Source organism: Pseudomonas sp. KU26590, from assembly GCF_026153515.1.
Lineage (GTDB): Bacteria > Pseudomonadota > Gammaproteobacteria > Pseudomonadales > Pseudomonadaceae > Aquipseudomonas.
Genome location: NZ_CP110644.1, coordinates 5,275,240 through 5,297,180, shown reverse-complemented (window position 1 = coordinate 5,297,180; position 21,941 = coordinate 5,275,240). Strand labels below are relative to the sequence as shown.

Sequence of the window (21,941 nt, the reverse complement as noted above, 5' to 3'; positions counted from 1 at the left end):
AGGAGTGGTAAATGGGTCACGCAACGAGTCAGGCAGAGGTTGGGCATTCCACGGCGAAACCGTTGAGTCTGCTGGTGGGCGCGGTGGGTGTAGCCTATGGCGACATCGGTACCAGCCCGCTGTACACCATTAAAGAGGTCTTCGTCGGTGGCTATGGCGTGCAGGCCGGCCACGATGCCGTGCTGGGCATTCTGTCGCTGATCTTCTGGTCATTGATCTGGGTGGTCTCCTTCAAGTACATGGCGTTGGTGCTGCGGGCCGATAACGACGGTGAGGGCGGCATCATGGCGCTGATGGCGTTGGCGCGCAGGGCGTCGGCCCAGTACCCGAGGCTGCAGGCGAGCATGATCGTCTGCGGGCTGTTCGGCGCGGCGCTGTTTTACGGCGACAGCATGATCACCCCGGCGATCTCGGTGCTGTCGGCGGTCGAGGGCATGGAGCTGGCCTTTGACGGGATTGATCACTGGGTGGTGCCGATCGCTCTGGTTGTGCTGGTGGCGCTGTTTCTGATTCAGCGTCATGGCACTGCGCGGATCGGCGTGATGTTCGGCCCGGTCATGGTGCTGTGGTTCGTGACCCTCGGCGTGCTGGGTGTTCACGGCATCCTCCAGCAGCCGGAAGTGCTGCGTGCCGTCAACCCGGTGTGGGCAGTTCGCTTCTTTATTGATCATCCCGGCATTGGCGTTTCGGTCCTGGGTGCTGTAGTGCTCGCACTGACCGGTGCCGAGGCGCTGTACGCGGACATGGGCCACTTCGGTCGCAAGCCGATCTCCCGCGCGTGGTTCGCCCTGGTCTTGCCGGCGCTGGTGCTCAATTACTTTGGCCAGGGCGCCCTGGTGATCCAGGACCCTGAAGCGGTGCGCAACCCGTTCTACCTGCTGGCGCCGAGCTGGGCGCTGTTGCCGTTGATCGCCTTGTCGACGCTGGCGACCATTATTGCTTCGCAGGCGGTGATCTCCGGGGCTTTCTCGATGACGCTGCAGGCGATTCAGCTTGGCTACATCCCGCGCATGTACATCCAGCACACCTCCAGCGACGCCCAAGGGCAGATCTACATCGGAGCGGTGAACTGGGCGCTGATGGTCGGGGTGATTTTGCTGGTGCTAGGGTTCGAATCCTCCGGCGCGCTGGCCTCGGCCTACGGCGTGGCGGTGACCGGCACGATGCTTTGCACGACGATTCTGGTGGCGTCGGTCATGCTGCTGGCCTGGAAATGGCCGCCGCTGATCGCAGTGCCGATTTTGGTCGGATGTCTGTTCGTGGACGGTATGTTCTTCGCGGCCAACGTGCCAAAAGTCATTCAGGGTGGGGCGTTCCCGTTCCTGGCGGGCATCGCGCTGTTCATCCTGATGACCACATGGAAGCGCGGCAAGCAGCTGTTGGTGGACCGCATCGACGAAGGCGGTCTGCCGCTGCCGATCTTCATCAGCAGTATTCGCGTGCAGCCGCCCCATCGCGTTCAAGGCACGGCCGTGTTTCTCACGGCGCGTGCGGACGCCGTGCCTCATGCCCTGTTGCATAATCTGCTGCACAACCAGGTGCTGCATGAGCAGGTGGTGTTGCTGACCGTTGTGTACGAAGACACCCCGCGTGTGCCAGCGGCGCAACGATTTGAGGTCGAGGTGTTTGGCGAGGGCTTCTACCGCGTGATCCTGCATTTCGGCTTCATTGACGAGCCGGACGTGCCGGCTGCGCTGAGCCTGTGTCACTTGAAGGAGCTGGACTTCAGCCCGATGCGCACGACCTACTTCCTCAGTCGCGAAACCGTGGTCTCGTCGAAACTGGAGGGCATGGCCCGCTGGCGCGAGGGTCTGTTCGCGTTCATGTTGAAGAACGCCAACGGCAACCTGCGGTTCTTCAAGCTGCCGTTCAACCGGGTGATTGAGCTGGGCACGCAGGTGGAGATGTAAGCGGCCTTTGGCCTTTGTAGGACCGGCTTTAGCCGGGAAGGCGTTTGGTGTCGCGCTGCAAGATGGATGGCGTATGCACCGGCCTCTTCCCGGCTGAAGCCGGTCCTACTGACGGAATGCGTACACCCAGTGGGATTGGCGCCGAGACCCATTGCAGGGCCGCGTGTATCTAGTGGAATTGGCATCACTGGACCATTGTGGGACCGGCTTTAGCCGGGAAGACGTCAGTTGTCACACCGCGAATCTGCTGTGGTATGCACCGACCTCTTCCCGGCTGAAGCCGGTTCTACAAAGGTTGACCTCACGTCACCTGGTACCCAAAACAAAAAATCCCCGCAATCGCAAGAGAGCGGGGATTTTTTTGGGTCGGGTAATTACTCGGCGGCGGGCTCTTTGCCCTTCCACTTGTCGATCACCGCGCTCAGGCGCTTGGCCAGGGCAGGGTAGTCTTCGTCGAAGTGATGGCCACCGGGCAGCTGCATCTTCTCGCCGGGCGCTGTGGATTCTGTACAGCCACTTTCATCTTTTTCTTCCAGACCGTACACACACAGCACCTTGTCGCCGGGCAGCTTGGCCATCTCAGGCCCTGTCGCAGCTTCTTTACCCGCGGCGCCCAGCCAGCCTTCTACGGCGATCTCAAAGCTGCCAGTGCGGGCGAAGGCCAGCAGGATAATGCCGTCGACGCGGGCCTTGTCTTCTTCAGGCAGGCGATTGTAGATCGCGGGTAGCACGTCGGCGCCGAAGGAATAGCCTGCGAGCACGAAATGCTTGGCACCCCATTTCTGCCGGTAATGGGCCATCAGCTCGCTCAGGTCAGCGGCGGTCTGTTCTGGCGATTTGTGCTCCCAGTAGTAACGCAGGGTGTCGATGCCGACCACCGGGTAGCCACCCATCTTAGCCATGTCGCCTGCCACGTCCTTGTCCAGGTCGCGCCAGCCACCGTCGCCGGACAGGAAAAGCGTCACCGTGTCAGAGGGCTGCGATGACGGCACCTCAACCACCGGAATGTTCAGGCCGCCGTTGTCATCACCACCGATCAATCGACGGCGCACTTCGTTGTTCAGTACCTGCGGGTACTTGATGTCGTAGTCGCTGATGCTGGTTTCGGTGTTGGGTGCGTCACGGACCAGTGTGGCGCTTTCGTCATCGGGGCCGTCGTTCCAGGCAACCGTCCACTTGCCGTGGGCGGCGGCTTTCGGCACAGGGTCGGTACAGCCAGGTTGATCGCGGACGAAGCCGACCGAGATGGCCCGGGCGTTGTCGTTGTTCTGGCCGGCCAGCCAGCGCCAGGCCACCGAAGCACCTGGGCCGACACCCGCCACCAGATCAGGCGCGCCGTCGAGCTTTTGCAGCGCGGCATTGAAGGTCTTGGCCTGGAGCTGGCAGTCGTCCTTGGGTAGCGTCACCTGGATCACACGAGCGGAGGCGTCATAGCTCAGGGCGAGCAGCTGCTTCTCGGTCAGTGATTCTTCGGTGGTGACGGCCAGCGCGACCTGGGTTTTCACCTTGGTCGAGGGCACCACACGGATCAGCGCAGAGCCGTCGTCCAGCGTGATGTGTTCAAGAGTCGGTTGCGCGGCGGGGCGGTTCCACAGCCAGAAACCCAATGCCACCACCAGAATTACCAGGGCTGCGAGCAAAAAGCGCCAGTAGCGTTGAATCATCAGCGTTTCACCAATCCAGTCAGGCCGCCCGCGATAAGGGCGGCGGTATCTGCCAGTGCCACGAGCGGATCAAGTCCTGCGGGCACGGCCATATAACGAGGTTCCCAGTCAGGCTGGAATTTGTCTTTGAAACGGCGCAGCCCCTGGAAGTTGTAGAGCTGTTCGCCACGGCTGAACACCATCGAACCCAGACGCTGGGTCAAAGGTGCGCCACGCCGCGGTTGCAGCCCGGACAACGGCACCATGCCGAGGCTGAAGCGGGCATAACCTTCTTTTTTGTAATGCAGGATCAGCCCGACCATCATGAATTCCATGGTCAGCTTTGGCGCTTCCGGGTGCGAGCGCATCAGGTCCAGGCTCGCCAGATCATTGCGCGAGGTCTCCAGCAAATTGGAGAACGCGACCGGCTTGCCCTGGAAATGAACAATGGCAATGCGGAAATGCTTGAGATACTCCAGGCTGAACCGGCCCAGGGAGAAGCCTTTCTCGCGAACGTTCTTGCCCATCAGCCACGCATCGGAAATCACTTTGAGCTCTTCCATGGGCGCTTGACCCACTTCGTAGATTTCCAGCGACAGACCGTCGCGCCCACCCCGGTTCCAGGTGTAGCGCAGGTCCTTCATTTCCTTGCCTTTGGCTTCGATGTCGAACTTGTGCAGATCAACCCGGGCTTCTTCGCCCAGCTTGATCGCGGTCAGGCCGATGTCCATGTAGAACGGCAGGTTCTCTGCGCGCACCTGATAGAACACGGGACGAGCATGGTGAACGTCGCACAGATCGCGGAACTGCCAGATCAGCTCGGCCCGTTGCTGAGTCGGGCCAATCGGATCGTACAGCGCAACCAGGCTGCGGCCGCGATGGGCGTACATCAGGAAGGCGTTGCCATCCGGGTGCATCAGCACGGCTTTGTCGCCGGTCAGCACCAAACCGCCATCGGGCTGGCTGGACGCTTTGATGATCTCCGCCGCTTTGGCCAGTTGTGCCTCGTCGGGCAGCTTGATCACCGGACGCGCGGTGCGCAGCAGCCATGTCAGCGAGACGATCAGCAGCAACACGGCGCTGCCCAGTGCCGAACGCAGACCGCGCGGGGCGTCGGCGTCCAGCGTGAACTGCCACCACAGCTGATGGCTGTAGGGCACGTCCTGATAGGCGAACAGCAGCAACCAGACCGAAGCGCCCAGTACGCAAACACTGGCGACCAGATACAGCGGCGAAAACGGCAGCTCCAGCAAACGACTCGGGCGGTAGAACGAGCGGCGGAAGATCGCCAGCAGGCATGCGGTCAGCAGCAGCAGACTCGCTTCTTCCCAGTCGAAACCCTTGAGAATCGACAGAATGGAGCCCACAAACAACAGGATCGTGGTCAGCATCCACGCAGCCGAAAGGCGACGACGCAGGCCCTGCGCGAGCAACAGGCAGAGCACGCCGATCAGGCTGGCGCCGAAGTGCGAGGCGTCGATCAGACGATGGGGAATGAGAAATCCCAGGCTCTCGATACGGGTGTCGATCTCGGGGGTGGAGCCGGAAAACAGCAGCACCACGCCAGAGAGAAATACCAGCAGCGCCAGAATCGGGGCGCCGAAGCCGGACGCAACGCGCATGGCCTGCTGCGCAAACAGCAATCGCTTGGCCTCGCTGTAAAGCAGCACCAGACACGCGATCAGCAGTGGCATCACCACGTAAATCAGGCGGTACAGCAGCAGCGCGGCGGCCAACGGTGCGGCGCCCAGTTCGTCGGCAAATGCGGCCAGCAGAATGGCCTCGAAGACGCCGACCCCACCGGGCACGTGGCTGAGAACACCGGCGGCCAGGGCCAGCAGGTAAACCAGTAGGAACGCACCAAAGGGCGGGGCAGAGGGCAGCAACAGATAGAGGACGGCAGCAGCGGCGGCGACGTCCAGAGCGGTGATCACCAGTTGCATCAGCGTCAAGCGCACGCCAGGCAGGCGCAATGTGCGGCGTCCGGCGCGCACTAGCAAGTTATGCGGGATCGTCTGTTCCGGCAGGCGCCGACGATAGATGGCATAACCCAGGATTGCGCTGATCGCCAGCACCGCCACCGCAACGGTTGCCAATACCGGCACCGACATATGCAGCGCCAGCGAAGCGGCGGGCAGGTCGCTCAAGGTCGCGAGGGCCGCCAGCGGGGGAAGTGCGCAACCCAGTGACAGGCTGGCAAACAGGGTCATGTGGGCAACTTCGCCCGCGCCCAGTCCCAATCGCGAGTAAAGACGGTAACGAACCGAGCCGCCGGACAGCATCGACAGGCCTACAGCGTTACCGATGGCGAACGCGCAAAACCCGCCCATGATCAGCGACTTCGGCGGCAGATCGACGTTGGCGTAGCGACTGGCGGACCACTCGTAGCCCAGCAGAATCACAAAGCCGATCGCCGTCGCCAGCACTGCACCCGCCAGAGAAGGCAGCGGCACACTGAGCAGCGAATCCTGCAGCGCGTAGATGTCCAGCTCGGTCAGCATGTGCCGACAGGCGATCAGGGCGACGGCGAACAGCAGGATGGTGACGCCCAACCCGATGGGTTGACGGTACTTGCTCACCAGTTCGCGCAGGCGCAGTCGTTTCGGGGGAGCCGGAGGATGCTCCGTCACTGCTTCATTTGTGTCGGACGGGTTGGCGCGCATCAATCACTCCTTGGATCGTGCGCGACAGGATGGAGGTATACAGCCAAGTTACCAATCCCTACGCAAAAAATAATTCAGGATGTTAGCGCTTCAACGTCTAACGGGCGAATACCACGGATACGTATCTGTGACCGTTCAGTCTAGGTTCAGTCGCTGGCCAGCGTATCGGCAGGGGAGAACAAAACTATTGCTCCCGGCAACATACAGTAACAAGACCTCTCGGAAGAACGCATCCCGGTAATGGGATGTGACAAGGATTCCTGCCCGCTGTTCGTGAGCTTTCAGCGAGGCAAAAAAAAGGCCACTCTTTCGAGTAGCCTTTTTAGATGTTGGTTGCGGGAGCCGGATTTGAACCGACGACCTTCGGGTTATGAGCCCGACGAGCTACCAGACTGCTCCATCCCGCGTCTGTGTGGCGGCATTCTACAGTCGAACGGCAGAGTGTCAACCTTTAATGCCAGGCATCGGCAAAATAACTGCTTCTGGAGCGTTGGCGAACCTAAGTGGCGGTTGGACAAGGCTTTTATCGCAATCCGCACCTGACGGCAGGTCGCCATCATCCACGGGCTTTGTTTCATCTATATGAAGATGTGAAGGGAGATACCGATGGTAAGAGACTTGCTCAAATGACGGCCACAAAAAAGGCCACTCTTTCGAGTAGCCTTTTTTGATGTTTGGTTGCGGGAGCCGGATTTGAACCGACGACCTTCGGGTTATGAGCCCGACGAGCTACCAGACTGCTCCATCCCGCGTCTGTGTGGCGGCATTCTACAGAGGATCGCCGGGCTGTCAAGCAATCAGCAGAAAAAAATGCTTTTTCTTCAAGTGGTTAGCGTGGCACGGGGGCGAATAGCTCCAGCGCGCCTCGCTTTAGGGGAGTTTCAGGCAGCTTTGATGGAGCGCACGCTCGGTAGGGGGTGAGGCTTATTCAGTGTCAGAAAGTCGCGTGAATGAGATACTGCGCGACCGTTTTCCTACGACCCCATGTGATGCCGCAGCGCAAAATCATCCATATCGACTGTGATTGCTTCTACGCCGCGATTGAGATGCGCGACGACCCGCGTCTGGCTGGCAAGCCGCTGGCAGTCGGCGGATCGGCTGAACGGCGGGGTGTGATCGCCACCTGCAACTACGAAGCCCGGGCCTACGGCATCCGCTCCGCAATGTCATCCCGGCATGCGCTGACACTGTGCCCTGACCTCACCATCGTTAAACCGAGAATGGATGCCTATAAAGAAGCATCGAAAGAGATCCAGACCATCTTCCGCGACTACACCGACCTGATTGAGCCGCTGTCCCTGGACGAGGCTTACTTGGATGTCACGGAGTGCGAGCACTTTGCCGGCAGCGCGACGCGCATCGCCCAGGACATTCGCCGGCGGGTCTCCAATCAGTTGCACATCACTGTTTCCGCCGGCGTTGCCCCGAACAAGTTTCTGGCCAAGATCGCCAGCGACTGGAAAAAGCCAAACGGGCTGTTCGTGATCACGCCTGATCAGATCGAAGACTTTGTCTCCCAGCTGCCGGTGTCCAAATTGCACGGCGTCGGCAAGGTGACCGCCGACAAGCTTGGCCGCCTCGGCATTGTCACCTGCGCGGATTTGCGCGGCTGGAGCAAGCTGTCGCTGGTGCGGGAGTTCGGCTCATTCGGCGAGCGGCTGTGGAATCTGGCCCACGGTGTGGATGAGCGGCCGGTGCAGAACGACAATCGACGCCAGTCGGTCAGTGTCGAAAACACCTATGACACGGATCTGCCGGACCTCGCCAGTTGCCTATTGATGCTGCCGGCATTGCTGGACACGTTGAACGACCGCATCGCGCGGATCGACAGCCTATACCGCCCTGGCAAGCCGTTCGTGAAGGTCAAGTTCCACGACTTCACCCAGACGACGCTGGAACAGGCGGGGGCAGGGCGGGACTTGAGCAGCTACGAGCAACTGCTGACCCAGGCGTTCGCACGCGGCGGTAAGCCGGTGCGATTGCTGGGGATCGGCGTGCGGCTGCATGATCTCCGGGCCGCCCATGAGCAGCTGGAGTTGTTCAGCTGAGGCCAGTTCAGGCCTGGCTATTCACTGCCTGGCGGCACGGCGACCAGTCGACCCGCGTCTTTCGCCAGTGACCTGAGGAATTCGTGTTGCAGCTGCGGATCGTTGCGGGTCAGCTCGATCAATGACTGTTCCAGCTCACTCGCTTCCTCTTCAAGGCCCAGCTCGGACAGGCGCTTGACGCGATGAACCCACTGGCTGACTTCGTCATCTTCCAGATCGTCGTAGATCAGGTCGTGGGCCTCAATCAGCTTGCCGCGCAGTGACTTGCTCAAAGGCAGCGTGGCGATTGCCTGAACGTTGCTCTGGTCATCCTGCACTTTGATGTTCAGTTGCGTGACATAGCTGAGGTTCTGCTCGGCGAACGGGCTGTCCAGCAGGTTTACGCGCAGCACGCCGTTACGGTCCGTCGTCATCTCGTGGGCTTCTTTGCCTGCGGTGACTTCGACCGGCGCTTCGCTCCAGGGCAGGTTCGAATGCTCGATGCGATGGTCGCGCTGAACCTCGTCGATACCGGCCAGGTTTTGCTGGGCACGACCGTGGGAGGGTGCGTTCATGAACGGGTTGACGCCCGCGACGCCGTACGTGAGCCAGTCTTTGGTGACGCTGTCGGGCAGGCTGCCGAACGTGAGCACGTTGACCACGTTGGCGCCGATGCCCGCTACGATGGCCACGGCGCCCAAGGGGATTTCGTAGACTTCCCGCCACGGCTGGTACGGCGTGTACCGGTCGTAGTGCCGGGTGACTTCGAATTCGGTGATGTCGAAGGTTTTCAGCTCGTGGATGCGTATCCGGCGCTGGGGCAATTCCAGCGTCTTGGGTTCGCCCAGGTCGACCTGAAAACTGTGGTCGAGTAATTTGCGCTCGACACGTTCTTCATGCTCGCTGCGTTGAGACAGATGGTTGGCGCAGCCGCCGAGTAACAGGCTGGTGGACAACACAGCGCCTGCGAGGCGTGAGGGATTTCGCTTGAACATGAGATCTCTAGGTGCAGGTAAGGCGCATCGCAGAGGCGTGGCGGATAAAAGCGCGCCTGCACAATAGCAGGCGCGCCGTCCGGTCAGCGCTTGATCCGGTCCTTGATGAAAGACAACACATCGGCGACAGGCAGGGCCTGGGCTTCGGCTTCGGTGCGGCTCTTGTACTCGAGGTTGCCTTCGGCAAGGCCGCGGTCACTGACCACGATGCGATGCGGAATGCCGATCAGTTCCATGTCGGCGAACTTGATCCCGGGGCTGGTCTTCTTGTCGCGGTCATCCAGCAACACTTCGAAGCCTGCAGCAGTCAGTTCGGCGTACAGCTTGTCGGTTGCCTCTTTGACGGCATCGGTTTCGTAACGCAGCGGCACGAGGGCGATCTGGAAAGGTGCGAGTGCGTCGCTCCAGATGATGCCGTTCGCGTCGTTGTTCTGCTCGATCGCGGCAGCCACGACACGCGACACACCAATCCCGTAGCAGCCCATGGTCAGCGTGACGGGCTTGCCGTTCTCGCCCAGCACCTGGCACTTCATCGCTTCGCTGTACTTGGTGCCCAGCTGGAAGATATGCCCGACTTCGATGCCGCGCTTGATGATCACGTTGCCCTGACCATCCGGGCTCGGGTCGCCGGCGACGACGTTGCGCAGATCCGCGACGGTCGGAACCGGCAGGTCGCGCTCCCAGTTGACGCCGAAGTAGTGCTTGTCATCGATGTTCGCGCCAATGCCGAAGTCGCTCATCAGCTCTACCGAGCGGTCGATGATGCACGGCAGCGGCAGATTCAGCGGGCCGAGAGAGCCCGCGCCGGCGCCAATGGCGTCACGCAGTTCGGCTTCGGAGGCCATGACCAGCGGGCTGGCGACCTGCTCCAGGTTGGACGCCTTGATTTCGTTGAGCTCGTGATCGCCACGGATGATCAGGGCAATCAGTTTGCCCTCTTCAGCGGCATGGACGACCAGCGTCTTGACGGTCTTTTCGATCGGCAGATTGAACTGCTCGACCAGGGCCGCGATGGTCTTGGCGTCAGGGGTGTCGACAAGGCGCAGTTCTTCGGTCGGCGCAGGGCGGCTGGCCTCGCGCGGAATGGCTTCGGCTTTTTCGATATTCGCGGCGTAGTCAGAGGTGTCACTGAATACAATGTCGTCTTCGCCGGACTCGGCCAGCACGTGGAACTCATGGGAGCCCGCGCCGCCGATTGAGCCATTGTCAGCCACCACAGGGCGGAAGTTCAGGCCCAGACGGGTGAACACGTTGCAGTACGCCTGATGCATACGGTCGTAGGTTTCCTGAAGGGAATCCTGGGTCGCATGGAAGGAATAGGCGTCCTTCATGATGAATTCGCGGCCGCGCATCAAGCCGAAGCGCGGACGGATCTCGTCACGGAATTTGGTCTGGATCTGGTACATGTTGATTGGCAGCTGTTTGTAGCTGTTGAGCTCGTTGCGCGCCAGATCGGTGATGACTTCTTCGTGGGTCGGGCCCGCGCAGAACTCACGGTCGTGGCGGTCTTTCAGGCGCAACAGCTCAGGACCGTACTGTTCCCAGCGCCCAGACTCCTGCCAGAGCTCCGCCGGCTGAATGCCCGGCATCAACACTTCCAGCGCGCCCGCTGCGTTCATCTCTTCACGAACCACCGCTTCGACCTTGCGCAATACCCGCAGGCCCATGGGGAGCCAGGTGTAGAGACCGGAGGCAAGTTTGCGAATCATGCCGGCACGAAGCATCAGCTGATGGCTGATCACGACCGCATCGGAGGGCGTTTCTTTCTGTGTGGCGAGCAAATATTGACTGGTACGCATGGTCGGCCGTTGTCGGTTGCGGTGACTGGGAAATGACCCGGCATTGTACGGTGGTGATATCGATGAGTACAGGCCGGGCGGGCGCCGCGAGGGGAGGGATTGTCAACCGCGCGCCCATGAAAAAGCCCGGCGCGAAGGCCGGGCTTTTCGGTAACGAGTGTCAGACAGTGCGATTACAGGACCGAAATCGGGTAGTCGACGATCAGACGGAACTCGTTGATATCGCCTTCGCCTTCGTCAGCATTGGCACGGTGCCATGCTTGACGAATACGGAACGACAGATCTTTAGCCGGGCCAGTTTGAACAACGTACTTGGCCTCGACGTTGGTTTCGTGGTGGCTGCCATCAGCACCGTAAAAGCCGGTGTAAGCGCTGTTGGATGGAGTATGAGTGCCATCAATATTGGTACCGCTGACGTAACGGGCCATGAAGCTCAGGCCGGGCGTGCCGTAGGGGGCCATGTTCAAGTCGTAACGACCTTGCCACGATCTCTCACCTGGAGCGTTAAAGTCGGAGTACTGAATCGAGTTCGCAAGGAAAATCGAGTCGCCGCCTTTATTGTTGTCACCGATACCGATGTAGTCAAACGGCGTATCGCCGTTAACTTTCTGGAACGCCAGTGTCAATGTGTGTGCTGCCAGGAAAGAGTATGCAGCCGAACCCGACCACGCGGTGTTGCTGATGGTGCCAGCTTTGGCGCTGCCGGTATCTTTAGTGTTGTAGATGTTGAAGTCGAAAGCCAGGGCCTGATCGTCAGTCAACGGCAACGCGTAGTTAATGTTGCCGTAGTACTGGTTCCACACGTCTTCCAACTTGGCGTAGTAGAAACCAACACCCAGGTTATCGGTAATGGAGTACTTGCCGCCGCCGAAGTCGGCAGTTTTGGCTTCCACGGCTGCGTAGGTGGCGAAGATGCTGCCATCATGACTGGTGTCGTTCTGGCTGGTACCCGAATAGAAGTGACCGGCTTCAACATCGAGACCTTTGATCTCGCTGCTCTGCAGGCTCAGGCCGCTTGCGGTCTGTGGTAACAGGCGCGAGCCACCCACCGCAAATACTGGGTTCTGAGGCTGCATGTCACCAATTTTCAGTTCGGTTTTCGAAATCCGGAACTTGGCTGCAGCGCCGGCTTTGCCGAAGCTGTCGTGGTTGTCGCGGAAGCCGTCGGAATTTGGTGTCGTGTCCAGCGTCAGGTTGCCGGAACCCGAATGCTTATCGTCGCCGCTGAGTTTGAAGCCTGCATAACCGAAGGCGTCAATACCTACACCGATCAGGCCCTGGGTGTAACCCGAGGTGTAGTTGCCCCAGAAACCTTGGGTCCAGTCGCGTTGGTCTTTCCTGTTATCGTCATGCAGGATGTGGCGGTTGAAGTAGTAGTTACGAGCCTTAACGTCGAGCTTGCTCCCCTCTACAAAACCAGTTGCTTCGGACTGATCGCTTACGAATGCCGCAGCCGATGCCAATTGGGTGCTGGCTGCAGTAACGGCCAGTGCGATTGCGCTCCACTTCATCACTCTCATCGTGACTTTGCTCCTTTGGTTTTTAAGAAGAGTACTGCCGTCCACCTGTTTTTTTATCTGGCCGGCTTCTTTCTTTTTGGTGTCGGCGAAAGTTACAGCACGCTGACATTATTGGCGATAGTGAAGAACCTACCGTTGCAGTTTCTTTACGGCCTTGTCGCCGCCTGCGCTGTCCGTGTCGCTCCTGAACAGCTCCTGATTCTTTAAACCATGCCACTACCGGATCATCCTGAAGGCCGGATTCATTTACACCCTCATCCAATCCAGCCATTCCGGTTGCCGTTTCGAATCGCGTTGCAACCCGTCGGCCCCGGCCTGTCTCTCGACACGCTCGTCTTCAAGCTTGTGTGTGACAAAGCAACAACCGTGCACAAAATTTCGACGAACATGAAAAAAATGTCGAAGGCGCGGTAAAAGCATTCGATGTGGGTTCCAACCTGTTGAATCAAATAGAAAAAAATATTTTCGATAGCCTGCTTGGCAACCGTAGCTATTCTTGAGAATAGCGCGGGCAAATGTCACTGACGTTACCTGTTACCCCCAGAAGTGGGTAAATCGTGGATAGCTGTCACATATTTGCGCGTCATCTGAATCTTTTTGGTGCGTCTTCTAGCAAAATTGCCTGCGTTTGGGTCTTCTGAACGGGATTCGGCGAGGTCTCGGGCATTACGCCTGCAGCACCACTCCCGAGAAGCCTCCGTGAGGCCCGGGTTGACTGGGCTCACGCGGAATTCAGTGTCTGGTTTTTCGTCGCCTCCGCCTGCGGTTAGCTGCTTCATGAAAGGGCGTGATGGTTTTTCCCGCGCTTTCCTGGTGCGAGATGGCGTGTAGTGCTTGCCGAGCAACACCTGATCCGCAAAATGCCTAGAGCCACGGTGCCGGATGAATCATCCGGAATTCACGAGTATCCTTCCCGCTACCCAAGACTTCTTAATCGGGCCAGTCAATCGGCTCAATGAATCCAATCGGCGATCAGGAGTATTTACGTGTTTGTTCTAGATCCGCGCTTGCTGCAAGACACACTGCCGATTGGCGACTTCCCGCTGTGCACGCTGCTGCTGTCCAATGATTGCAATTACCCATGGTTCATCCTGGTGCCCAAGCGTGCGGATATCAGTGAAGTGTTCCAACTGTCCGAAACGGAGCAGGCGCAGTTGTGGAAAGAAACCACCTACCTCTCGGCCGTACTTGGTCGTACGTTTCAGGCAGACAAGATGAACGTTGCTGCGCTGGGTAATGTGGTCAATCAGCTGCATATGCACGTCATTGTTCGCCGTGTTGGCGACGCGGCCTGGCCAGCCCCTGTGTGGGGCAAACATCCCGCCAAGCCTTACTCGCTGGACGAGGTGGCACGGATTACCACGCAACTTAAGCCCGAATTGACCGAAGCATTCACCTTTAAGGAGGACTGACCATGGAGCTCGAATCGCGTGTCATGGAGCTGGAAAGTCGACTGGCCTTTCAGGACGATACGATTCAGGCCCTCAATGACGTGTTGGTCGCCCAGCAGCGCAGTCTTGACCGCCTGGAATTACAGATTGCCGCCCTGATCAAGCGTCAGGAGGAAATGGGCGGGCAGGGCGACGGCTTCGCTGAAGACTCGCGTCCTCCTCACTATTAAGGGAAAGGGCGCTAAGGGCAGGAATTTCAGCCAAAAAAAACCGCGCCTGTGAGCGCGGTTTTTTTATGGGGCGACGTTAACGGCGCGGGAGCGCAGCGATGACGTCTTCCGCTTGCAGGCCTTTGTCGCGGTTCATCACCGAAAACTCGACACGCTGGCCTTCGACCAGAACGCGGTGGCCTTCGCCGCGAATGGCGCGAAAGTGCACGAAGATATCGTCGCCCGAGTCACGGGAAATGAATCCGAAGCCTTTGGAGGTGTTGAACCACTTTACCGTGCCTGTATCGCGGTTTCCCAAGTCCTGGGACTGTGTCGCGGGCGCGGGAGAGGAGCGGTAAAAGCTGACCGCCAGGTGCAAGGCCACGGCAATGACGACAGCGAGCAGGCTGACCAGAACGGCCGGCTGGCCGGCAATGGTTTCAAGTGGAACGACCAGCGTGAGGATCTGAAGCACGACGGCCAGCACGAGCAGGCCGCTGACCAAGTTTTGCAGTTGATGACGTGGACCTTTGTTCCAGTAAGGAATCACTGGCGCGAGCACCAGGTTGATGAGGCCGAAGAGCGCCAGGTACAGCGCATCCGGTTGGGACAGGTAAGAAGACAGCGCTTCACTACGCAGGCTGGGGATGAAAGACAGCAGCAGGGCAGCTGCGCCCGTTAGCAGGTGGACTATTTTCAACATTTCGATGACTCACATTAAGATGGATCACAAGGAAATAGCGGGTGACCTTCGGTACGCTTCGGGAAAAAAAGGAGGCGTGATGCACGAGTGTCGGTCCCGCCTATGCACTGTCGCCGGACGGCACTTTGGCGGCAGCGCGACTGTATTTAACAGCAAAGCCGAGAGCTACTCAAATCAAGCGCTTAGCGCCCGCACCGGCCGGTGATTGGCACCGTGTGTCAGTTTTTTATGATTCCGGTCAAAAGCTCGTTCCAGAGCGCCCCCCATAAACAAACCGTCGAGCCGATCGTTGCTATTAAAGGAAGCAGGTCTGACTGCGGCGTAGTGGCCGAACTAATCCCGACAGATGGCTGCGCAGGGCCGATGGTCTTGGTAGAGTGGTCGGCAGTCGTTTGAAAAAACCATCATAGAAGAGGGCTGAACATGGCAATCGATATCGGCATCAGCGAAGAAGACCGCAAGTCCATCGTGGACGGTCTTTCCCGCCTGCTGGCAGACACCTACGTGTTGTATCTGAAAACCCATAACTTTCACTGGAACGTGACTGGCCCGGCTTTTCGTACGCTGCACCTGATGTTTGAAGAGCAATACAACGAGCTGGCGCTGGCGGTGGATCAGATCGCAGAACGTATCCGCGCACTGGGCTTCCCGGCGCCGGGCACCTACTCGACCTATGCACGCTTGTCGTCGATCAAGGAAGAAGAGGGCGTACCCGCGGCCGAGGACATGATCCGTTCGCTGGTTCAGGGTCAGGAAGCGGTCACCCGCACGGCCCGTGGCATTTTCCCGTTGCTGGACAAAGTGAGCGACGAACCAACGGCGGACTTGCTGACCCAGCGCATGCAAGTGCATGAGAAGACTGCCTGGATGCTGCGCTCGATGCTTGAAGCTCAGTAATCAATACCTGGTCGATGAAATGAAAGGAGCGGGCAGCGCAAATACTGCCCGCTCCGCACTGCTTTTCTTCCGCGCACTCGACAATACCCCTCTGATTTACCTTCTGCGTTAAATCCTCCAGCTCACACAGCCCATCTGTAAGGTTCAGTCGCGACCCCTTTTCAGGTCGTGCTGCCCGCAGTGATCGGGCCCGCTGGGACGAAATAAATCAGCAAAAAATACATATCTAATACCCCGAGGAAGACAGGGGATGGGCCATTCGCTGGCTCTCGAAAATCACCCCTGCGCTGTGGTGATCTCCTACAGATTCAGAGTGCTCCTTCTGCTGGTTGCGTCGTTGGGAATACGGCTTGATAGACACCTCTTTTCAACTGATTGCGAAGGTGCCGATGCCATATCCGTAATCGCAACGTGGGGAACCTGCATGAATCCGAATACTGCCCGAGAGGGATGGGAGCCGACCCAGTGCCTGAACGCACGGGGCGACCCTTTTATCGAAAATTTCAACATGAGTCTGGCCCAGCCGCACTCCAGATCGGTGAGGCTGAACGGGCTGGCCACATGCCTGCGACTTGAGGAGGTGTACTGGAATATTCTGTCCGAAATGGCACGATTCAACGATTGCTCCATCAACGCCGTGCTGTCTTACGTCGATCGCGAGGTTCACCTGCGTTACGGCGGCGTCAAGAACTTCAGCGGCCTGATTCGCGTCGTGTGCGTAGCACACGCGTTGAGTGCCGAGGGGCTGCGCCTGACGCCGTCCCCGACATGACCTGATTCAGCGGGCGCGCTCAGGCGGGCCCGCATTCGCTGGCGGCACTGCGGCATCAGCGCCACGTGCCGACATCTTCTTGCCCGGTATCGGGCTGCGCGGCTGCACAGCGATGATTATCCCTATATAATCCCCCGCCTTACTGTGGAAGGCAGGAACTGACCCTCAGGTCGGACTGCATGCCAAAGCTTGCGCACCCTTGCACCGGCGACGGGCGAAAGCTCCATCGAATTCCGAATTACGAGAAGTGAACACACGATCATGATGCGCAGCCATTATTGCGGCCAACTGAACGAAAGCCTGGAAGGTCAGGAAATTACCCTTTGCGGATGGGTCCATCGCCGTCGCGACCACGGGGGGGTGATTTTCCTCGATATTCGCGATCGTGAAGGTCTGGCCCAAGTGGTTTTCGATCCCGATCGTGCTGACACTTTCGCCATCGCCGACCGTGTTCGCAGCGAATACGTGGTCAAGCTGACCGGTAAGGTGCGTGCGCGTCCTGCCGGCGCCGTCAACCCGAACATGGCGTCGGGCGCGATCGAGGTGTTGGGCTACGAGCTGGAAGTGCTCAACGAGTCGGAAACCCCGCCGTTCCCGCTGAACGAATACTCTGACGTCGGCGAAGAAACCCGCCTGCGTTATCGGTTCATCGACCTGCGTCGTCCGGAGATGGCTGAAAAGCTGCGTCTGCGCTCGCGCATCACCTCCAGCATCCGTGGCTTTCTGGACGGCAACGGCTTCCTTGATGTCGAGACGCCGATCCTCACTCGCGCAACGCCCGAAGGCGCCCGTGATTACCTGGTCCCAAGCCGTACCCACCCAGGCAGCTTCTTTGCTCTGCCGCAATCGCCTCAGCTGTTCAAACAGCTGCTGATGGTTGCCGGTTTCGACCGTTACTACCAGATCGCCAAGTGCTTCCGCGACGAAGACCTGCGTGCCGACCGTCAGCCTGAATTCACTCAGATCGACATCGAGACCAGCTTCCTCAACGAAGCCGACATCATGGGCATCACCGAGACCATGATTCGCAAGCTCTTCAAGGAAGTGCTGGATGTGGAGTTCGATGACTTCCCCCACATGACCTTTGAAGAAGCCATGCGCCGCTACGGTTCCGACAAGCCAGACCTGCGTAACCCGCTGGAGCTGGTTGACGTTGCCGATCAGCTTCAGGCAGTGGACTTCAAGGTGTTCAGCGGTCCTGCGAACGATCCGAAGTGCCGTGTCACGGCGCTGCGCGTTCCCGGCGGCGCGAGCATGCCGCGCAGCAAGATCGACGACTACACCAAGTTCGTCGGCATCTACGGCGCCAAAGGCCTGGCCTACATCAAGGTCAACGAGCGCGCCAAAGGCGTCGAAGGCCTGCAGTCGCCAATCGTCAAGAACATCCCGGAAGCCAACCTCAACGTGATCCTTGATCGCGTGGGTGCAGTGGACGGCGACATCGTGTTCTTCGGCGCCGACAAATTCAAAATTGTCAGCGAAGCACTGGGCGCTCTGCGCATCAAGCTGGGCCACGACCTGAACCTGCTCACCTGCGAGTGGGCACCGATGTGGGTCGTCGACTTCCCGATGTTCGAAGAAAACGACGATGGCAGCTTCTCTGCGCTGCACCACCCGTTCACCGCGCCGAAATGCTCGCCTGAAGAGCTCGAAGCCAACCCTGCCACCGCGCTGTCCCGCGCGTACGACATGGTGCTGAACGGCACTGAGCTGGGCGGCGGTTCGATCCGTATCCATCGCAAGGAAATGCAGCAGGCCGTGTTCCGTCTGCTGGGTATTTCCGAAGACGAACAGCAAGAGAAGTTCGGCTTCCTGCTCGATGCGCTGAAGTACGGCGCGCCGCCCCACGGTGGTCTGGCGTTCGGTCTGGATCGTCTGGTCATGCTGATGACCGGCGCTCAGTCGATTCGTGAAGTCATTGCCTTCCCGAAAACCCAGAGTGCTGCGGACGTCATGACCCAGGCGCCGGGCGTGGTTGATGCCAAGGCACTGCGCGAGCTGCACATCCGCCTGCGCGAGACGCCGAAGGCCGAGTAAGCCGTGTAGCCAAGGGCTCGGCGGACCGACCATTCGGTCCGCCCTGATCCCCGCCCATTCCGGGCACAGATTCGAGTGAAGCGTCTGCGTTTGAGTGATCGAGCGCGGGCGTGCGTGTTTCAAGGTTTGGAGCGTGTTATGGCTGGTCATTCCAAGTGGGCGAACATCAAGCACCGCAAAGAGCGTCAGGATGCCAAGAAAGGCAAGATCTTCACCAAGTGGATCCGCGAACTGACCGTCGCTGCCCGTCAGGGCGGTGCTGACCCGGCGTCGAACCCGCGTCTGCGTCTGGCGCAGGACAAGGCCCTGGGCGCGAACATGAGTCGCGACATCATCGACCGCGCCATCGCTCGTGGTGCCGGCGCCGCCGATGCCGATGACATGGTCGAACTGGGTTACGAAGGCTACGGCCCCGGCGGCGTTGCGGTCATGGTCGAAACCATGACCGATAACCGTAACCGGACTGCGGCTGCCGTGCGTCATGCCTTCAGCAAATGCGGTGGCAACCTGGGGACTGACGGTTCGGTGTCCTATCTGTTCGAGCGCAAGGGGCAGGTTTCCTTTGCACCGGGCGTTGATGAAGACGCGCTGATCGAAGCCGCCATGGAAGCGGACGCTGACGACGTGGTCACCCACGAAGACGGCTCCATTGACGTCTTTACCTCGTTCTCCAGTTTCTATGCCGTGCGCAACGCGCTGGAAGCCGCTGGTTTCACGCCCGCCGATGCGGAAATCGTGATGCAGCCGACCACCAGTGCGGTGCTCGATCTGGACATGGCGGAAAAGGTCCTCAAGCTGATCGATATGCTGGAAGACCTGGACGACGTGCAGAATGTCTATTCCAACGCAGAAATCCCGGACGAGGTGCTGGAGCAGCTTGGCTGATCGTTTACCCGCTCGGACTTGAGGCCGGAGCGCACGAAGCGTTGATGATCAACGCTATCGGCCTCCGGCTTCTGCCTTTATGCTGCGTCCAATTGTTCGCGTTACCTCTCAAGCTGCAGGCGTTATGACTCTTATTTTAGGTATTGACCCCGGTTCACGAATTACCGGCTTCGGCGTGGTGCGTGACACCGGACGCGGCTGCGAGTACGTGGCCTCGGGCTGCATTCGCACGGGCACCGGCTTGCTTCATGAGCGGCTGCAGATCGTGTATCGCGGCGTGCGCGAGGTCATTCAGACATACGGCCCAGTGACGATGGGCATTGAGAAAGTGTTTATGGCGCGTAACCCGGACTCGGCCTTGAAGCTGGGCCAGGCCCGTGGTGCCGCGATCGTTGCAGGCGCCGAAGAGGGACTGGAGATCGCCGAGTACACCGCGACTCAGGTCAAGCAGGCCGTCGCAGGAACAGGCGGCGCCAACAAGGATCAGGTGATGATGATGGTCATGCACCTGCTCAAGCTGACCACCAAGCCCCAAGTGGATGCGTCGGACGCACTGGCAATCGCCATGTGTCACGCGCATACCCGATCCAGTCTCATCCCTCACGGCCTTAATACCGCGCGCAGTCGTGGCGGTCGCTTGCGGCTCTGATGGCATTATTTGTGTTAGCACGGCCCGTCCCAGCGGCGGGCATCTGGAAAGGATTTGATTCGTGATTGGACGTCTACGCGGTACGTTGGTCGAGAAGCAGCCGCCGCATCTGGTACTGGATGTCAACGGCGTGGGTTACGAAGTCGAAGTGCCCATGACCACGCTTTATCGGCTGCCTCATCTGGGCGAAACCGTGACGCTGCATATCCATCTGGTGGTCCGCGAAGACGCACACCTGCTGTTCGGGTTCTACGAAAAGCGTGACCGCGAGATGTTCCGAGAGCTGATTCGCCTGAACGGTGTCGGGCCGAAGCTGGCGCTGGCCCTGATGTCGACGCTGGAAGTGGACGAGTTGGTGCGCTGTGTCCAGGCGCAGGACACCTCCGCGCTGACCCGCGTCCCGGGCGTTGGCAAGAAGACCGCCGAGCGTCTGCTGGTCGAACTGAAGGATCGCTTCAAGGCGTGGGATTCGTTGCCGGGCACCTTCGCGCTGGTATCGGACGGGCCGGGCGCGCCGGTTGCGGTGGCGACGGCCGAGTCGGATGCTGTCAGCGCGTTGATTTCCCTGGGCTACAAACCCCAGGAAGCGAGCAAGGCAGTGACCGCGATCAAGGACAAGAATCTCAGCAGCGAAGACCTCATTCGCCGCGCACTGAAGGGGATGCTGTAAGTGATAGATGCCGACCGTCTGATCGCCGCCACCGGGCGTGACCGTGACGAGCAACTGGACCGTGCGATCCGTCCGCTGAGCCTGGCCGACTACATCGGTCAGCCCACCGTGCGTGAGCAAATGGAGCTGTTCATCCAGGCGGCGCGCGGGCGCAATGAAGCGCTGGACCACACGCTGATCTTCGGTCCGCCGGGTCTGGGTAAAACCACGCTGGCGCATATCATCGCCCAGGAAATGGGCGTGTCGATCAAGAGCACCTCGGGCCCCGTGCTCGAACGGCCGGGTGATCTTGCGGCGATTCTCACCAATCTTGAGCCGCACGACGTGCTGTTCATCGATGAAATCCACCGTCTGTCACCCATTGTCGAGGAAGTGCTGTACCCGGCAATGGAAGATTTCCAGCTGGACATCATGATCGGTGAAGGCCCTGCGGCGCGCTCCATCAAGCTCGATCTGCCGCCGTTCACGCTGGTGGGTGCAACTACCCGCGCGGGCATGCTGACCAATCCGCTGCGTGACCGTTTCGGTATCGTGCAGCGTCTTGAGTTCTATAGCACCGCGGATCTTGCAACGATCGTGTCGCGTTCAGCGAAAATTCTCGGGCTGTACATCGAGGACGAAGGCGCATTCGAGATTGCCCGTCGTGCGCGGGGAACGCCACGGATCGCCAACCGGTTGCTGCGTCGGGTGCGGGACTTCGCCGAGGTACGCGCCAAGGGGGAGATCACCAAGGCCATTGCTGACCTTGCGCTGAACCTGCTGGACGTCGACGAGCGCGGTTTCGATCATCAGGACCGGCGCTTGCTGCTGACGATGATCGAGAAGTTCGATGGCGGGCCGGTCGGGGTGGATAACCTTGCCGCGGCCATCAGCGAAGAACGTCACACAATTGAGGACGTGCTGGAGCCCTATTTGATACAGCAAGGCTATATGATGCGCACACCTCGCGGCCGCATGGTCACGCGGCATGCGTATCTGCACTTCGGTCTGAACATTCCCTCGCGGATGGGCGACCGGGTGGTGATTGATGAGCCGGTCGAAGACCCTGACGAATAAATGCACGATCAACCGATTTATTCGGGTGTTTGATGGTCAGACGGGCAGTCACCGCAACGTGATGTGCTGCTGGCAGAAAAAACAGTGAAAACAGTTGCCTGGCCGGATTGGCAAC

General features: G+C 59.5%; 17 protein-coding genes, 2 tRNA genes and 1 pseudogene. 11 read left to right on the top strand and 9 right to left on the bottom strand.

The genetic code is table 11. The features are described 5' to 3' along the window. The first annotated feature begins 11 nt into the window (after window positions 1-11). On the top strand, window positions 12-1,910 hold the full coding sequence (locus OKW98_RS23545; RefSeq protein WP_265386886.1) for a potassium transporter Kup: 1,899 nt from the start codon (window positions 12-14) through the stop codon (window positions 1,908-1,910). Window positions 1,911-2,284: 374 nt separating this feature from the next. Here the strand turns inward: OKW98_RS23545 and OKW98_RS23540 are convergent, their stop codons facing one another. The 4 genes from OKW98_RS23540 to OKW98_RS23525 form a co-directional block, all read right to left on the bottom strand. Continuing rightward, window positions 2,285-3,574, bottom strand: a complete 1,290-nt coding sequence (locus tag OKW98_RS23540) for a virulence factor family protein (protein WP_265386885.1) — start codon at window positions 3,572-3,574, stop codon at window positions 2,285-2,287. Further along, the gene (gene mprF / locus OKW98_RS23535; RefSeq protein WP_265386884.1) at window positions 3,574-6,216 is read right to left on the bottom strand and encodes a bifunctional lysylphosphatidylglycerol flippase/synthetase MprF; all 2,643 of its coding nucleotides are present in this window, start codon (window positions 6,214-6,216) and stop codon (window positions 3,574-3,576) included. The genes OKW98_RS23540 and mprF overlap by 1 nt, the downstream gene beginning before the upstream one ends. 330 nt (window positions 6,217-6,546) lie before the next feature. Beyond that, a tRNA-Met gene (locus OKW98_RS23530) sits at window positions 6,547-6,623 on the bottom strand. A gap of 268 nt (window positions 6,624-6,891) precedes the next feature. Next, window positions 6,892-6,968: transfer RNA gene (locus tag OKW98_RS23525), tRNA-Met, on the bottom strand. A gap of 237 nt (window positions 6,969-7,205) precedes the next feature. Here OKW98_RS23525 and dinB point away from each other — a divergent pair. Further along, window positions 7,206-8,264: a DNA polymerase IV gene (dinB, locus tag OKW98_RS23520; RefSeq protein WP_265386883.1), complete on the top strand. Its 1,059-nt coding sequence runs from the start codon at window positions 7,206-7,208 to the stop codon at window positions 8,262-8,264. Window positions 8,265-8,281: 17 nt separating this feature from the next. Here the strand turns inward: dinB and OKW98_RS23515 are convergent, their stop codons facing one another. The 3 genes from OKW98_RS23515 to OKW98_RS23505 all read right to left on the bottom strand — a co-directional run bounded on the left by OKW98_RS23515 (window position 8,282) and on the right by OKW98_RS23505 (window position 12,557). Further along, entirely contained in the window at window positions 8,282-9,238 is a 957-nt protein-coding gene (locus OKW98_RS23515) for a hypothetical protein (RefSeq protein ID WP_074893290.1), read from the bottom strand. Window positions 9,239-9,321: 83 nt separating this feature from the next. Then, window positions 9,322-11,037, bottom strand: a complete 1,716-nt coding sequence (locus OKW98_RS23510; protein ID WP_265386882.1) for a proline--tRNA ligase — start codon at window positions 11,035-11,037, stop codon at window positions 9,322-9,324. A gap of 173 nt (window positions 11,038-11,210) precedes the next feature. After that, window positions 11,211-12,557: an OprD family porin gene (locus tag OKW98_RS23505; protein ID WP_265386881.1), complete on the bottom strand. Its 1,347-nt coding sequence runs from the start codon at window positions 12,555-12,557 to the stop codon at window positions 11,211-11,213. Window positions 12,558-13,543: 986 nt separating this feature from the next. On the opposite strand from OKW98_RS23505, the gene OKW98_RS23500 reads away from it, so the two are divergent. Together OKW98_RS23500 and OKW98_RS23495 are read left to right on the top strand one after the other, a co-directional pair. Then, entirely contained in the window at window positions 13,544-13,969 is a 426-nt protein-coding gene (locus OKW98_RS23500) for an HIT domain-containing protein (protein WP_265386880.1), read from the top strand. Between the two features lie 2 nt (window positions 13,970-13,971). Then, complete coding sequence (locus OKW98_RS23495; RefSeq protein WP_065989748.1) at window positions 13,972-14,178, top strand: SlyX family protein; 207 nt, start codon at window positions 13,972-13,974, stop codon at window positions 14,176-14,178. 76 nt (window positions 14,179-14,254) lie between these two features. Here the strand turns inward: OKW98_RS23495 and OKW98_RS27710 are convergent, their stop codons facing one another. Both OKW98_RS27710 and OKW98_RS27705 read right to left on the bottom strand, forming a co-directional pair. Beyond that, window positions 14,255-14,476: a cold shock domain-containing protein gene (locus OKW98_RS27710; protein WP_004667445.1), complete on the bottom strand. Its 222-nt coding sequence runs from the start codon at window positions 14,474-14,476 to the stop codon at window positions 14,255-14,257. 108 nt (window positions 14,477-14,584) lie between these two features. Then, a pseudogene (locus OKW98_RS27705) lies at window positions 14,585-14,860 on the bottom strand (cold shock domain-containing protein membrane protein); the annotation flags it as partial. Between the two features lie 423 nt (window positions 14,861-15,283). On the opposite strand from OKW98_RS27705, the gene OKW98_RS23485 reads away from it, so the two are divergent. From OKW98_RS23485 to ruvB, 7 genes are all read left to right on the top strand, one after another. Then, entirely contained in the window at window positions 15,284-15,757 is a 474-nt protein-coding gene (locus tag OKW98_RS23485; protein WP_074893279.1) for a Dps family protein, read from the top strand. Window positions 15,758-16,181: 424 nt separating this feature from the next. After that, on the top strand, window positions 16,182-16,529 hold the full coding sequence (locus OKW98_RS23480) for a ribbon-helix-helix domain-containing protein (protein ID WP_265386879.1): 348 nt from the start codon (window positions 16,182-16,184) through the stop codon (window positions 16,527-16,529). A gap of 261 nt (window positions 16,530-16,790) precedes the next feature. After that, window positions 16,791-18,566, top strand: a complete 1,776-nt coding sequence (gene aspS / locus OKW98_RS23475) for an aspartate--tRNA ligase (RefSeq protein ID WP_265386878.1) — start codon at window positions 16,791-16,793, stop codon at window positions 18,564-18,566. Window positions 18,567-18,704: 138 nt separating this feature from the next. Beyond that, window positions 18,705-19,451: a YebC/PmpR family DNA-binding transcriptional regulator gene (locus tag OKW98_RS23470; RefSeq protein WP_265386877.1), complete on the top strand. Its 747-nt coding sequence runs from the start codon at window positions 18,705-18,707 to the stop codon at window positions 19,449-19,451. Between the two features lie 124 nt (window positions 19,452-19,575). Then, window positions 19,576-20,100: a crossover junction endodeoxyribonuclease RuvC gene (gene ruvC, locus OKW98_RS23465; protein WP_065989739.1), complete on the top strand. Its 525-nt coding sequence runs from the start codon at window positions 19,576-19,578 to the stop codon at window positions 20,098-20,100. 61 nt (window positions 20,101-20,161) lie between these two features. Then, window positions 20,162-20,770, top strand: coding sequence for a Holliday junction branch migration protein RuvA (gene ruvA / locus OKW98_RS23460; RefSeq protein WP_265386876.1), 609 nt, complete (start codon window positions 20,162-20,164; stop codon window positions 20,768-20,770). After that, on the top strand, window positions 20,771-21,826 hold the full coding sequence (ruvB, locus tag OKW98_RS23455) for a Holliday junction branch migration DNA helicase RuvB (RefSeq protein ID WP_265386875.1): 1,056 nt from the start codon (window positions 20,771-20,773) through the stop codon (window positions 21,824-21,826). Window positions 21,827-21,941 lie beyond the last annotated feature (115 nt).